The sequence below is a fragment of the Nostoc sp. genome (genome assembly GCF_036918015.1).
In the GTDB taxonomy this organism is placed as follows: Bacteria; Cyanobacteriota; Cyanobacteriia; order Cyanobacteriales; family Nostocaceae; genus Nostoc.
This window is the reverse complement of sequence record NZ_JBALEO010000032.1, coordinates 12,620-27,801: the sequence shown is the minus strand read 5'-3', so window position 1 is coordinate 27,801 and position 15,182 is coordinate 12,620. Positions and strand designations below refer to the sequence as shown.

Below are 15,182 nucleotides of genomic sequence, written 5' to 3'. Positions count from 1 at the left end.
AGAGTATTAATTTTTACATTAGACTCATAATTATAAGTTTAATGGTGCGACAACAAAGAAGGCAGTTGGTACATAGAATAAAAGACACGCGCTCCAAATCCCTCAAGTAGATTAGCCTCACTTTGCTCGGTATAACCTAAAACTCTCATCCCAGCGGCAACACCTGCACGCACACCCAAAACACTATCTTCTACAACAGTGCAAGATGGAGCTGGAAATCCCATATTTTTAGCTGCATATAAGAATAAGTCAGGTGCTGGCTTCCAACTTCCAATTTGATATGAGCTAAAAATACGTCCTTCAAATCGAGGGAGTAGGTTAGTTACACGCAAAGCTAACTTAATTTTTTCCGGTGGGCCACTGGAAGCAACGCAAATGGGTAGATTAATCTTGTCTAAAGCTGCTTCTATTCCTTCTACAGGACGTAGTTCACGCTCGAATGCTTCAGCAGTACGGGTACGAAGCTGAGTTACAAAATCTAGCGGCATCTTCTTCCCAAGTCTTTGCTCAATGACAGCAACACAATCAGCCATTTTGCAACCCTTAAATAACAAAATAGCTTCTTCAAGTTTCATTGCCAGCCCAAACTCAGCGACAAATTCCACAAGAACGTGATTGCCTAATCCTTCGCTGTCTACTAATACACCATCACAATCAAAAATAACCAATTCTGTTTGCACTTATACACTCCACGCCTCACTCATTTACAAATTCGGGATTGTTAGAGTACTCCAAGTAAAAAAATACCTAATTGTCATTGCGTTCGCCCTTGGCGTTCCCGTTGGCGCAGCCTCTCCAAGAGTTGGGTACGAAGCGAAGCAATCCCAGTCTTTGCGATTGCTTCGCTTTGCTTGCAATGACGGGTTTTGGATCATTTATTTTTTGGAACACTCTTATAGAAGCGAACGTTCCTTACCACTCCCATCGAGCGATGTCAGGTGCCGAACCAGAGTAAGGAAGTCCGACATCAGTTCCTCTATCCACCACAAGACTGCGTGAAGAAGCCGGCTTGTAGTAAGAGTTCCAACGATCGCCCGTGCCTGTAAATTTTGGATCTCCCTGGATGTTTGTCGCATTAACCGCGAATTGGATCTGCCAAGTTGGCTTTGCTGAGTTCGTATTTCTGCGGAGATTATTAGTGAAAACAATGTTCTTACCTCCTTGTACATCGTCTCCTTGAGAGTTCAAGAACACATTATTTTTGATCGATATCCTGTCTGCGGAGTTGATTTGTAGGCTATTCCCTAAGTTATCCAACACATTGTTGTGAATCTTGATGTTGGAAGCTGGATCGGGAATGAAGACGGCGGCACTGTTCCCAAAACCAAATTGAGCTTTACGAGCGACATTTGCGAAAATATTATTGTGGATGTTGATGTCGTGATTTTCTATACTTCCGCCCCATGCTTTCCCTCCCCAAATCGCAATACCGAAGCCCTTATCCTGAAAGTAGGAGTCGGATATCTCAACTCCACTCAAGGCAACCTCGATTGACTCCTTAACACTCTGTCCGTCAATATCTTTTATTCGTAAGTTTCGTATCTTGAGATTGCTTGGGCGTGTAGCTGTTGGCTGGTATTCATTCATTATTGAATGATTGACCATCGATAACCACGTATTACAGTTAACATTGTAGATTTCGTTTCCATAACTCAAATTCCAAAGTTCAATGGAAGCATCCTCGCTCCACTGGGAATCAACTTCTGGAACCTGGATGTCGCAATCGTGAATTTTCACGTTACGTATATGACCTACATGCATGAACTTTATGCCATATCCTTTATTTTCTCGGATAGTAATGTTATAAATGTCAGCGCCATCTAGCCCTCCAAGTCTCAAGTTCCCGGTAGATGCTCCCGATACTCCATCCGCTGCGGAGTTGATAAATGTGCAATCATGTATCGTTGTGTTCTTCATCCACTTTCCCTCTGGAAGCGGGACGTACCACCACATATTGCCACGGGTAAAAACTGCACCACTGTGCTGGAAGTTTTTGAATGTGACATTATGCGTAGTCACATTGTTACGATTTTCTACCCAGATACCGGCTTTGATGGTTTTGCCGTTCCCGTCTATGGTGAAGCCGCCTAACGTCTGATTACCGTCTGTCGCTGCAATCATCTCGGAAGGAGATCCGTACCGAGGGTTCGAGCCGGAGTAGCTAGGCGAGACAAGCTGAATAATGCTTCCATGATGCCAAAGACTCCAGTCACTGGTGCCAGTATTTACTCCTGGAGCAGGAATAGCACCATTGCTAGTGATAGTCACGCTTGATTCACCAGCTCCCTCGATATTTACTCCCGGCGGAAGTACCGTCGCTTCCGTTTCCCTGTAGACACCTGGGTTCAAATAAATCGTGTAGTTTTGATTCGGTTGAACTTGTTTTGCTGCATACGCCAACGTCCTCAATGGTTTGCCTAGCGATCCATCGCCTCCGGTATCGCTTCCCGTGGGAGATACGTAGACGTACAAGCTCCTGGTAGATTCGGCAGCCACAGTTTTCTGCGTAGTTCCTAATTGGGCTGTGACTACAGCTACTAAAACAATAGTAGCTAAAGCTGCGTAGGAAAGAAGGGAGCGTAGAGTCTTTATCATTACTTAAAGGAGGGGAGGGAAAGGCGATGGATGGACGGAAGGGAGCAAAGAAATGAGAATAGAATGTTTTCTACCGTAAGAAATACTACGGCGGCGAAATCTTCCTCGTCTCTGGAAGCAATAAAAATGCTACTTTGAAGTTTTTGTCTAGTACCTATCGATAGATAAGCTTTAAAAAACTTACCATTCCATCTTTCACCTGAGTATTAAGATTTATTCGCCTAAATTTATATCCTCTAGCCAGTTCTGTTTGCACTTATGCATTCCACACATCACTGATTTACAAATTCGGGATTGTCATAGAAGCGATCGCCACTCCGCCCCATAAAGGCGCATCATCCCCCAGCACCGCCGGCACTATTTCAAAATCAACTTCCGGCAAAGCCGTCTCCCGCGCCACCTGACGCACCACCCGCCAAAAATCCTCACCCGCCTTCGTCACCCCGCCTCCCAACACAAAGCGCTGCGGATTCATCAAATTCGCCACATTGCCAATACCCACACCCAGCGCCCAAGCAGCCTTGTGTAAAACTTCCTTCGCCAAATCATCTCCAGCCGCCGCCGCCTCACTTACCAACTGCCCCGTCAGCAAAGTTAAATTATTCCCCACCAAACCCCTCAAAACCTCTCCATCTCTAAGTTCTCCGCGCCTCTGCGGTTCGTTCTCCAAAATTTCCCTAGCATTTTGCGCCATATAAGGCCCTGAAGCCAAACGTTCCACACATCCCCGCTTCCCACACAAACAAACTGGCCCCGCAGGATCTACAACGATATGTCCAATTTCGCCAGCCATCCCACCAGCACCCCGCCAAGGCTGGCCATTGAGTATCCAACCACCACCCACGCCAGTACTGACAGTTATGTAAAACAGGCTATCGTATCCCTGTCCCGCACCAAAGCGATGTTCTCCCAAAGCAGCAATATTCGCGTCATTATCTACATCAACAGGAACGCCAAACTCCTCTTCCAACAAAGCTTTGAGAGGAATATTTTCCCATCCAGCCACATGATGAGATAGTCGCACTGTTCCCGTGGAAGCGTCAACTGGGCCGCCAAAGCTAATACCGATCGCAGCAGGTTTCCTGTCTTGCAGCAGAGAGTAAATGAGCGATCGCATAATTTTCAAGTCAGTGCTAGCATTTGCACCTACTGGCGATAGATGACGTTCATAACGCAACCACTTTCTCGAACCAACATTTACCAATGCTGCCGCCAGCTTAGTTCCGCCAAAATCAAGAGCTAAAATTAATGTCATTTACTCACCTTTTCTTGAGTTCAAAACTTTGTCAATAAACTGTTGTAATCGCTCATAATGTGAACCTTTCCAATAAATGCGATCGCAGTCTTGGCAACGCTGGAATTCATTAACTTGCGTAGCTTGCCGCCGTAGGCATCGCACCTTTTCTGGCACTTGTTCAATAATGGATTGTTTATCTACAGCTTCTAATAATCCATTGCAACGCAAACACCGTTTAAATGGTGAGATTAATTCAAACAAGTCGAAGCGTTGTAGTACTTCTATAATTTGTTCTTGAGGGTTAGTGTTTCTAACATAATACCCATGCGTTACCAAACTACGCATCAATAGACCTTTATCACGAGTCAAGAGAATCCGCGCTTGAGTATAGGATATTTGAGCTAATTTATCGTCCTCGTAGTCATTGCGGTATAAAGTATCAAAACCTAAAAGTCGTAAAGATGTCGCAAGCTTCCCCAAATGAATATCTAAAACAAAACGGATAATACTGAGCGGTTTTGGCAGAACAGAAACACTTAGTATAATAAAATTCCTAGCTGAAATTGGATAAACATTGATAGTGTCTCCATCAGAAACTATGTAAGAAAAATTTACATATTTACCATTAACGTTTATAGAATCCACCTCTGGATGAGGGACACCCAAAGATTCAATCATGTCCTTAATTGAGGCTTTTTCTTCAAACAAATGAGAGATTTTCACCTGTTTGTGATGCCGTTGTAAAAAATGATTCAATTCTGCATGAAAGTAGAAATATGCGATCGCCATAGCTACAGATATTTGGACTAGTAAGTGCGCCTTTACTAGCAACAATTTGTCACAATTACAAAACTTTATCTATTATATTGAACCTATCAATGCTTGTTGTAGTAAGATATCTCAACGATGAAATGCTTGTTCACCTTGATTTAAGCAATGTTCTAGAGGCAACAAACTGTAAAGAAGTCATAAAGATTCTTAAATACTTGCATTTCTTATTGACTTCAGTTACAGTCAAAGCAGATGCCTATCATCAAACCCTGACACAATCGTTCAGGAAGTTAGATTAGGTAAAACACTAAATACCAAATTTGTTAATGTTGATATCAGTGACGCTGCTAATAATTAGTCAATAATTTTGATTATTAACTTATGGGACATTGAATCCGGGGCAATAAAGCATTTGCCTCCAATTTGATTGTTTTTATTTTTCTCTACTTATTGAGAATTATTTGCAATATGTATAGATCGATAGATACATTAAAAGCAGATAGTGTGGAAGAAGTCTTAAAACAGTGTTGGCTTACCAAAGCTTTATCTGCTGATTAAATATTTCCGCATCTATCTTTAGGAATATATTTTGCACAAGGTGGCACAAAATTATATTTTTATGTGTAAAAACAGGATATGTAACTAGTTATGTAGATAATTTTGGCAAAACTTTAAATAACTAGGTTGCTGCTAGGAATATTTTTGATTGTAGTGTCAGCTACATCGATATTGTCAGCAAGTTAATCATCGCTAACTCTCCAAGTTGCTTTGCGTCTATATAGCAGGTTTAATATATTTGATTTTGCCAAAGGAACCAAGTTCAGAAAAACTGAGTTTCTGCAAATGAAAATTTATGAAATACCAAATAACAATAAAACTAGATACAAAATTAACGCCACTGATACGGAAAAATCTATCTTGACACTGTTTATCTTTATTGTGGAGAATTTATTAACCGGAAAGACCTCGATCAATAATGATGTTATAAAGTGGCTACCTAGTTTTAACTGGGAAATGAATATTGTTCTTTTTTATCTCCTTTAGCCAAGGATATTGTAGCTAAGAACACAATTGTATTTTGTAATACCTTTTGTCCATAAAATACGCTAATGAGTACAGCGAGATGAATACTTTTTTTTGTTCTGATGATTCACGGCAAGTAGGAGAAGATATTATTGGTAGTGCCACCAATTATCAAACTTATATTTTAGTTGAGTGTGCTTTACCTTGGACATCAGAAGCCTTTAACTCCAAATGGGTACCCCAAAATTTGAGGATTTTGGTAGAAGAAGTGAAGCGTGCTAAACTACCGATTAGATTCCTCTTAATTGCTAATGATGTATCACACAAGGTAAATCATACTACGCTTTTGATTTATCAAAAAGAAGAGGGGCTAAGTAATGGATATCATAAGCAAGAGTTTAAGCTAGCAAATATTGAGCAAGTAGCAGGAGTTGTCCAAAAATGGATATGGGGTATCGATTCTAATTTGGAAGTAGAAACTAGTACAACTAGAGATATTTTAGTTTGTACCCACGGTAGCCATGATAAGTGTTGTGCGAGATATGGCGCTCCTTTTTACTTCCATGTGACAGCGAGTAATGCTGATTTGTGCTTAGAGAATGTGCGAATTTGGAAATCATCGCACTTTGGTGGACATCGGTTTGCACCAACAGTTATAGACTTGCCAGAGGGAAGATACTACGGTCGTCTCGATCGAGATTCATTTAGATCGATTTTGACTCGTACTGGTGATATTCAATGTTTACATCAAGTCTATCGAGGCTGGGGAATTCTACCTGCTGCACTTCAGGTTTTGGAAAGAGAGTTAATTCTTTATAAAGGGTGGGATTGGTTTAATTACAAAGTTGCAGGCAAAGTTTTAGAGCAAAGTTTAGACAATAGTACTATCTTGGCTGAAATTAGTTTTGAACAACCTTGTGGTTCTCTCTATACTTACCAGGCTAAACTTGTGAAAGATGAAACCAAGACTCAACAACTCAAGAGTTCATGCAATGCTACACGAGAGTTGGTAGTTACTAAATATGCTGTTGGTAGTTTTTGGATTACCTCTAGTAAGGTAATGAGTTATAGTACATAGAAATGGAGAATTTTTAAACGCAGAGCCACGCAAAAGGAAGCGCAGAGGAACGCAGAGTATTACTAAGTTTAGTTCGCTACGAATTAATTAAATACTGTATTTAGTATAATGCTGCACAAATTCGTAATAAAATATCTGCGCCCCTATGCGTTCAAATTCCAAATATTGAATCACGATGAAGCCATATTTAAGACTTTTCGTAACAGAACTTGGTCTTCTAATTTGGCTTTTAAACGACCATTTTCAATATCTCGAATCCAGCTTTGGCTTTTACCTGTAAGTTTTGCCAACTCTCTTTGGGAGAGATTCAAATTTTTTCGCGCTTGCAAAATCTGTTCGCCTAGTAAATCGTTTGTAGCTTTGGGCTTCTTTTTGGCTTTGGCAGTTCTTGTTTTCTTTTTTTCCGATTCTGAGATTTGCTGTTCCCATTCTGGTGGAAGTTCAAAAGCCAAAATCCGCGCATTCATTAGCAGATTCCATTTACCACGGGGGCCTGTGTCTGTGAGGCGAGTTTCAGCACCACCGTCATTAGTCCAAAATTCTAATGCTTCATCTGGATCTTCGGGAAGATCGATTAATTTTGCCCACAAAGGTTGAATTTCTGGTGGGTAAGTAACTGGATCGAAAAGCGGTTTCATTCCATAGTGATTGAGAATTTCTAAATCGCTTTCAAAAGTTCGCAGCAGACGTTTGCGTTCTTCTCGTTGTCTGGATGCAAGAGCGACTTTTTCCTCACCGTAAGCAATACGCAGCAGTGTAGGAATGGTGATGCGTTGTTCCTTGCCCATTTTGGTTTTAAACAGCAACCACAGCATTAGTCGAACTGCGCCTTCATGTTGCTGCCAAATGCTCATAACTGTGGTTAGCAGTGTTTTAGGAAGACTGCCGTATTGATAGAATGCAGTTCGCTCTTTACACGCTTGTTTGTTTAAGAAATATTGCGCCCATAAGCCTGCTTTGACTTTAAAAGTTAACCCAATCAGATATTTGCATCCGAGATTGTCTTCCTGGAAGTGGTGCTGAATATCTACTAAATGCCATAAGCGGCTGCCGACAAGAGAGAACCCGTTAATTCGACCTTGTTGGGGCCAGTCAATGGAGATAATCAGAGAGCAAGCTTGCTGGACAATATTTTTCATTAAAGCTAGCTTGGCAGCTTTGCTCAAGTCCTTACGTTTCTCCATCCCCAAATATTTCTCGATTTGTCGCTCATCGATCGCAAATTCTTGCTCCCAAGGTTGCTCTAAGGCTGTAGCATAAGCTGCGAAAATTAGATGTATGCAAGCGGCTCTAATGTCAAGCCCCTCAATTGCTGCTATATCTGTGGCCTTGTCGTTGACTTTGAAGGGATCTTGGATATGAAAAGCGATCGCACCTCGTCCTTGATTGACTTGTCGGCTGTAACTGATGTAGCCTTCTTCATCGGTTTCCCAATGTAGGGATGTGCGCTGCGCTAATACATTACAAGCTTCCCAAATTGCGATCGCAGAAGCAAATGGATTATTTTTACCATTAGAAAACAAGTCTAAGCTGCTAGCATCTCTTGGTTCAACTTTGCATCTTCCCTTTTTAGACTGCCAAGGAATGGGAGAATTAGTTGGACAAGCTATTACACATTGCGGTTCTGAATAATAGCCCTCACAATTATTACAAAGACCAGGATCAATCCAATATTCATTGTCCTCTATTCTGATTGCACCCGTAGGACATTGGGGGCGGCAGTTGTCACATCCAACGCAACTGTTGTTAGGAATTGTATAAGGCATTTGGCTCTTTTCCCACTCTAATCGTTGAGATGTCTGTTTCAGGTCTCCCCTGGATGAGTCCTGTTTATTCATGACTCGCTACCACATGATCTTTCTAGTGAGAATAATTTTTTCTCACTACGTTCGATTCCCACATCCACTTGTTAAATTCGCATCCAATTGCAAGCTATTTAAGGCTTTGAAAACAGCCTAATAAAACTTCTTATTAACTATACATTTCATGAAAAAAATGATTAATTTGTTCGTATTGAGCTTAGGAAAAAATCTTAACATTTATTTAACTAGGTAATTAATGAACATTTTAGCTTTGACCATAAAACCTTATGCAAAGTATTTTTAGTAAATGTTTAAGCCTCCTACAATTGAGCTTCCTCTGATTTGTTAATAATTTTAATATTTAAGGCATCATAATATTCTGCCATAAAGTTTACAGTTCCTTTATAAATTAATTCTGTGTATTCAGATGAAATAAGAAGATTCCTTTTGTCACCATTTAACTAAATATTTAAATAAAAATAAATTTAAAATTGTTGCTTTCTAAAATACATATTGCATATATCAAAATGTAACTGGCGAACATTTATTCTGGTATATATGTATACTGTTTATATAAATTTGTTTTCCTAAATCTACAAATATTTGAAAAAGAATATCATTACTCTTAGAGATATAGCTGCATTTGCTAGAAATAATAGTTAAAACAGCAGTTATAAACCACATAGATATGAAGCTTTAATCACCTGTATAGGTTTCAAATCCTCAACACTTATCCTCTGTATGGAAATCGCTGCTCATGGTCTGCTGCCTCTAGTCAGACATTAAGTCAGAGGCTCAATGAATGCGTTTATATATAAAGCATGGGAACGAATAATACTAAATACTCACAAGAATTATTTGCAATAAGTTTTATCTATAAAATGACATAAAAAACAATTGAGTATTGTGTTCAAAGTCATCGAAAATTGATGTGATAAAAGTAAATTTTGAATACAAAACAATAAAAGATTAGGATAATATGATGATTAATGCACAAACAGATTGACAGGCAAAATTGCTGAGGATTTATTCATGGCACAACTAACAGGTTTGACATTTGGCGGTAAGGCTTGGACACCAAAATTTGCTCAGGAAATCGACAAAGATAAATGTATCGGCTGTGGCAGATGCGTTAAAGTCTGCGGATACAATGTGCTTGGGTTGAAGGCGCTCAATGAAGAAGGCGAATTTGTGGAAGATGAAGATGATGAAGAAATTGAACGGAAAGTAATGGCAGTTACTTCTCCAGAAAACTGTATTGGTTGTGAAGCTTGTTCACGGATTTGCCCGAAGAATTGCTACACCCATGTTGCAGTAAATAATTAAGGTATTTGGAGTTAGTCAAAATTTTTGTTAATTCAAGGAGGCACTGTTTGTAATCAGCGAAAATGCGCTAGGCAAGGTAACTTGAGGGGAATACTAAGTATTTACTGTAGCTAATAAATAGTTCACGGTAAACAAATCCGTAAATCGCAAAACGTAAGCTATTAACAAATTTAAACTTGCTGCTAATATAGCCTAATCAATATTAGGTCAACAGTGCCCTCTTGGAATAACTAGCTTTTTTGAAAGCAGGGGGCTAACTTTTTCATAGGAGTTGAAATATAATTTGTATTTTTTTGGGGGAAAGATATGGAAAAAATCTGGAAGTTTCCCCCTTTTTTAATGGCTGCACGTTAGAAATTTAATAAGTGAAAAGGAAATGGGAAATGGGGAAAGAACAAGGGAATAGGGTACAGGTTACAGGGAATAGATGAATTCCTATTACCTGTAACCTGTAACCTCTCCCCTAAAACCTCAACTCAGAAAACAACACCTATAAAGACGGTTTACAAAGCAGGTAGCAGGTATGCAACAAGTTCCTGTTTCACTATGGACTCTGGTTGCTGGGATAGTAGTTACAGCAATCAGCATTTGGATCGGTCAAAACCACACTCTCATGCCGGTGCAGGCATCGTTACAAGCGCCTTTGGTAGACGGTTTTTTCAACGTCATGTTTACCATTGCGATCGCACTCTTCTTGGTGGTAGAAGGAACAATTGTAGTTTTTTTGGTGAAGTTTCGTCGCCGTCGCGGTGATGATACCGATGGTTTGCCAATAGAAGGCAACGTTCCCTTAGAAATCTTTTGGACAGCAATTCCCACGGTGATTGTCCTTGGTTTGGGCATCTACAGCGTAGATGTTTTTAACCAAATGGGCGGCTTTGAGCCTGCTGGTCATCCTCATTCAGCTGCTCATGTTGCTCATCAGCCGGGAACTGCGATGCCTACGGCGGGCTACGCCTACGCTGCTACACTTAGCGATGCTTCTGAAGCAACAACAGCCCCGACAATTGCCCCAACAATTGGGATTGGCGCGTCTCCTCAAACTCTAAACAAACCAGCCGATTTAGTTGTTGATGTCAAAGGGATACAGTACGCCTGGATATTTAATTACCCTGATAGTGGCATTACCTCTGGGGAATTGCACATACCCGTTGGTGCTGATGTGCAACTCAACCTTTCAGCACAGGATGTAATTCATTCATTTTGGGTGCCAAACTTCCGCCTGAAACAAGATGCAATACCCGGTATCCCTACCGAACTACGATTTGTTGCCACCAAACCAGGTACATATCCCGTAGTTTGTGCTGAGTTGTGCGGTGGTTATCACGGTTCAATGCGGACACAGGTAATTGTCCACACACCAGAAGAATATGATAGCTGGCGGACAGAAAACCAGATTGCTCAACAGCAAAATCTAAATCAAGTCGTTGCAATTAATCCCGCCGACTTATCAACATCAGAGTTTCTCGCGCCCCACACCCATGATATGGGAATTAGTGCAGCAACTTTAGAGTCATTGGTCATTAGTCATTAGTCATTGGTCATTAGTCATTAGTCATTGGTAATATTATGTCCGCTCAATTAACCATTATTAAGAGGAACCCCACCCCCAACCCCTCCCCGCAAGCGAGGAGGGGAGTAAAAGCGCAGCTTTGGCGGGGTGGGGGGCTTTTACTATGGGCGACATTATATAACGGACAAATGACAAAGGATAAATGACAAAGGACAAAAGACAAATGACAAATGACAAAGGGAAAAAATATGACACAGGTAGAATTTCCACGGAATACTCCACCAGAAGAAAATAAACCGAAAATGGTGGCTGGCCACACCTCCCATCCGAAGGCGTGGAAATGGCAGGACTATTTTACATTTAATGTTGACCACAAGGTTATTGGTATTCAATACCTAGTAACAGCGTTTGTGTTCTATCTCATCGGCGGACTGATGGCTGTTGCTCTCCGTGTCGAATTAGCAACACCAGATGCAGACGTACTCGACCCCAATCTGTATAACGCTTTCATGACCAATCACGGGACGATTATGATTTTCCTGTGGATTGTTCCTAGCGCCATTGGGGGATTTGGTAACTATTTAGTGCCCTTGATGGTTGGTGCCAGGGATATGGCGTTTCCAAAGCTAAACGCGATCGCCTTTTGGTTAAATCCACCAGCCGGTGCGCTCATTTTAGGTAGTTTCATTTTTGGCGGTTCCCAATCTGGTTGGACAGCTTACCCACCTTTGAGTTTGGTGACAGCACCAATCGCTCAAACTATGTGGATATTAGCGATCGTTTTGGTGGGAACTTCTTCAATTTTGGGTTCACTGAACTTTGTGATCACCATTTTGATGATGAAGGTTCCCAGCATGAAATGGGATCAAGTGCCCTTGTTTTGTTGGGCAATCTTGGCTACCTCACTGCTGGCGCTTCTCTCCACACCTGTATTAGCAGCTGGTTTAGTTCTGTTGTTGTTTGACCTCAACTTTGGCACTTCCTTCTTTAAACCAGATGCAGGCGGTAACGTTGTAATTTATCAACACTTATTCTGGTTTTATTCTCACCCGGCAGTATATTTAATGATTCTGCCCATCTTCGGCATCATGTCGGAGGTGATTCCAGTTCACGCCCGCAAGCCAATCTTTGGTTATAAAGCGATCGCTTATTCTAGTGTCGCCATCTGCGTTGTCGGTTTGTTCGTCTGGGTACACCATATGTTTACCAGTGGTACACCCGGTTGGATGCGGATGTTCTTCACTATCTCTACTCTCATAGTTGCAGTTCCCACTGGCGTGAAGATTTTTGCCTGGGTTGCTACCCTTTGGGGTGGTAAAATCCGCTTCACCACAGCGATGCTTTTCGCCATTGGCTTGTTGTCCATGTTTGTCATGGGCGGCTTAAGCGGTGTGACAATGGGAACAGCCCCCTTTGATGTTCACGTCCACGACACATATTATGTTGTCGGACATTTTCACTACGTTCTGTTTGGCGGTTCCGTGTTTGGCATCTACGCCGGCATTTATCACTGGTTCCCCAAAATGACCGGACGAATGCTGAATGAAAATTGGGGTCGAGTTCATTTTGCCCTCACCTTCATCGGTACTAATCTGACCTTTTTACCCATGCATGAGTTGGGTTTAAAAGGAATGCCCCGACGAGTGGCAATGTATGACCCCCAATTTATCGACCTCAATCAGATTTGTACCTTTGGTTCATTTGTTTTGGCGATATCGGTAATTCCCTTTGCCATCAACATGATTTACAGTTGGCTGAAGGGGCCTTTGGCTGGTGATAATCCTTGGCAAGCTTTGACTTTAGAATGGACAACTAGCTCGCCACCCGCAATTGAAAACTGGGAAGTGTTGCCGGTTGTCACTCATGGCCCTTATGACTACGGTCAGGAGCATAGAACTGAATTACAGTCATCAGCGACGCCGGAAGCTAGTGCTTAGTTTGTAGAGTGAGTGATGCGATCGCTCTCAAGGTGACTGCAAGTTTTATTCATTTGAGTTCAGAACTCGAAAGGCCGAGCTTGGAACTCGAAAGGCCGAGCTTAGAACTCGAAAGGCCGAGTTCAGAACTCGAAAGGCCGAGTTCTGAACATGAAAGGCCGAGTTCAGAACTCGAAAGGCCGAGCTTGGAACTCGAAAGGCCGAGTTCAGAACATGAAAGGCCGAGCTTAGAACTCGAAAGGCCGAGCTTGGAACTCGAAAGGCCGAGTTCAGAACTCGAAAGGCCGAGCTTGGAACTCAAAACTTGAGCTTCAGAACTCAAAACTCCGAGCTTGGAACTCGAAACTCCGAGCTTGGAACTCAAAACTTGAGCTTCAGAACTTGAAACTCGGAATTTTGAGAATACCTGAACAAGTCAAGAGTTAAGTTAAACAAGGATTTTGGATGAAGAATGAAAATTTTGCCGCTTCAGACTTCATTCTTCATTCAAGCTTCCACAACAGACACAGTGGATAATATTGTCAAAAAATCTATGACTATAGCTACAACCACAAGCGAAGATCGCAGTGCAGGACACGAAGAACATCCAGATTTAAGGGTTTGGGGACTTTTGACATTCCTCGCCTCTGAATCCCTGATGTTTGGAGGATTTTTTGCCACCTATTTGTTTTTCCGAGGTACTACAGCGGTTTGGCCTCCAGAAGGAAGTGAAGTAGAACTACTTGTGCCGACAATTAACACGATTATTTTGGTGTCTAGTAGTTTCGTGATTCACTTCGGTGATACAGCGATTAAAAAGAATAACCTCAAGGGAATGCAACTGTGGTATGCAATTACTGCACTCATGGGGGCAATTTTCTTAGGTGGTCAGGTTTATGAGTATTCAACATTAGGATACGGACTGACTACCAACGTCTTCGCAAACTGCTTTTATATCATGACCGGGTTCCACGGTTTGCACGTTTTTGTAGGGCTGTTATTGATATTACGTGCATTGTGGCGATCGCGTCTTCCCGGTGAATATTCTGCAACCAATCATACTTTCATCGAAATGACAGAAATTTACTGGCACTTCGTAGACATTATTTGGATTGTATTATTCACCTTGGTGTACATTCTGACTTTGTTTTAACAAAAGTTAGGAGTGAGGAGCCAGAAGTGAAGAGTTAAGAATTTATAACTTCTAACTCGTAATTCACAACTTCTAACTCATAACTCCTAATACCATTTCTTTATGAGGCTGCGCCAAACCCTTTTGACTTCTTTCTTCCTTTGTGTCCTTTGCGTCCTTTGCGGTTCGTTTTTCTTTCTTCTTTCTTGTACTTAAATATGGTTTAGCGCATCTTCATACAGAATTGGTATAACTCATAACTCCAAACTCCAAACTCGCCAGGACTTCATTATGCAAGCTAATACAAACCAATTCTCATGGTTCCAGGTTCCAGATGACATTAAAAACTTATTAATTTTAGCTGCACAAAACTGGGAAAATACATCAGAAGCAGAAAAATATATTCAACAAGCTTTAGCACAAACTGGTGGAAATACAGATGTCTTGGTAGCAGCATATAGATTTTTCTATTATAAAAATAATTATTCTCTTGCATTACAAACAACAATCAAATTATTAGATAAAATTAAAGAACTAGAAAAATTTCCTGATGACTGGGAGCAACTTAAGCCGATACTAGTCAGTCGCAAAGAAGAACCACAAATTCGATTGTACTTAAATGCTTATGCTGCTTCTGGATTAGTACTAGCCAATTTAGGAGAAATTGAGGAAGCAAAACAAATCAGCACCAAAGTCAAAGAAATAGACGAAAAGCATGATTTTGGTGCCGGAATTCTCCTGGATATTTTGACACGTCCAGCAGAAGAAGATGATTAATTAGTCAATGCA

11 protein-coding genes are annotated in these 15,182 nt (G+C 41.2%); 6 read left to right on the top strand and 5 right to left on the bottom strand.

The window, feature by feature from the left end:
- Window positions 1-38: 38 nt before the first annotated feature.
- The 4 genes from V7K61_RS07590 to V7K61_RS07575 all read right to left on the bottom strand — a co-directional run bounded on the left by V7K61_RS07590 (window position 39) and on the right by V7K61_RS07575 (window position 4,621).
- Window positions 39-680: an HAD family hydrolase gene (locus V7K61_RS07590; RefSeq protein WP_335052375.1), complete on the bottom strand. Its 642-nt coding sequence runs from the start codon at window positions 678-680 to the stop codon at window positions 39-41.
- Window positions 681-912: 232 nt separating this feature from the next.
- The gene (locus tag V7K61_RS07585) at window positions 913-2,595 is read right to left on the bottom strand and encodes a right-handed parallel beta-helix repeat-containing protein (RefSeq protein ID WP_335052373.1); all 1,683 of its coding nucleotides are present in this window, start codon (window positions 2,593-2,595) and stop codon (window positions 913-915) included.
- Window positions 2,596-2,875: 280 nt separating this feature from the next.
- Window positions 2,876-3,850, bottom strand: a complete 975-nt coding sequence (locus V7K61_RS07580) for an ROK family protein (RefSeq protein ID WP_335052371.1) — start codon at window positions 3,848-3,850, stop codon at window positions 2,876-2,878.
- Window positions 3,851-4,621 (bottom strand): Mut7-C RNAse domain-containing protein, encoded by a 771-nt coding sequence (locus V7K61_RS07575; RefSeq protein WP_335052453.1) that lies wholly within the window; start codon window positions 4,619-4,621, stop codon window positions 3,851-3,853.
- Between the two features lie 1,105 nt (window positions 4,622-5,726).
- Between V7K61_RS07575 and V7K61_RS07570 the strand changes: the two genes are divergently transcribed.
- Window positions 5,727-6,704: a sucrase ferredoxin gene (locus V7K61_RS07570; RefSeq protein WP_335052369.1), complete on the top strand. Its 978-nt coding sequence runs from the start codon at window positions 5,727-5,729 to the stop codon at window positions 6,702-6,704.
- A gap of 170 nt (window positions 6,705-6,874) precedes the next feature.
- On the opposite strand, the gene V7K61_RS07565 is transcribed toward V7K61_RS07570, so the two are convergent.
- Window positions 6,875-8,470, bottom strand: a complete 1,596-nt coding sequence (locus V7K61_RS07565; RefSeq protein WP_335052451.1) for a helix-turn-helix domain-containing protein — start codon at window positions 8,468-8,470, stop codon at window positions 6,875-6,877.
- Between the two features lie 1,068 nt (window positions 8,471-9,538).
- On the opposite strand from V7K61_RS07565, the gene fdxB reads away from it, so the two are divergent.
- The 5 genes from fdxB to V7K61_RS07540 all read left to right on the top strand — a co-directional run bounded on the left by fdxB (window position 9,539) and on the right by V7K61_RS07540 (window position 15,170).
- Window positions 9,539-9,832, top strand: coding sequence for a ferredoxin III, nif-specific (gene fdxB / locus V7K61_RS07560; protein ID WP_012407144.1), 294 nt, complete (start codon window positions 9,539-9,541; stop codon window positions 9,830-9,832).
- A 523-nt stretch (window positions 9,833-10,355) separates the two neighbouring features.
- Window positions 10,356-11,366 (top strand): cytochrome c oxidase subunit II, encoded by a 1,011-nt coding sequence (locus V7K61_RS07555; RefSeq protein ID WP_335052367.1) that lies wholly within the window; start codon window positions 10,356-10,358, stop codon window positions 11,364-11,366.
- Window positions 11,367-11,593: 227 nt separating this feature from the next.
- On the top strand, window positions 11,594-13,282 hold the full coding sequence (gene ctaD / locus V7K61_RS07550; protein WP_335052365.1) for a cytochrome c oxidase subunit I: 1,689 nt from the start codon (window positions 11,594-11,596) through the stop codon (window positions 13,280-13,282).
- A gap of 532 nt (window positions 13,283-13,814) precedes the next feature.
- The gene (locus tag V7K61_RS07545; protein ID WP_094352728.1) at window positions 13,815-14,414 is read left to right on the top strand and encodes a cytochrome c oxidase subunit 3; all 600 of its coding nucleotides are present in this window, start codon (window positions 13,815-13,817) and stop codon (window positions 14,412-14,414) included.
- Window positions 14,415-14,684: 270 nt separating this feature from the next.
- Window positions 14,685-15,170: a hypothetical protein gene (locus V7K61_RS07540; protein WP_335052363.1), complete on the top strand. Its 486-nt coding sequence runs from the start codon at window positions 14,685-14,687 to the stop codon at window positions 15,168-15,170.
- The last annotated feature ends 12 nt before the right edge of the window (window positions 15,171-15,182 follow it).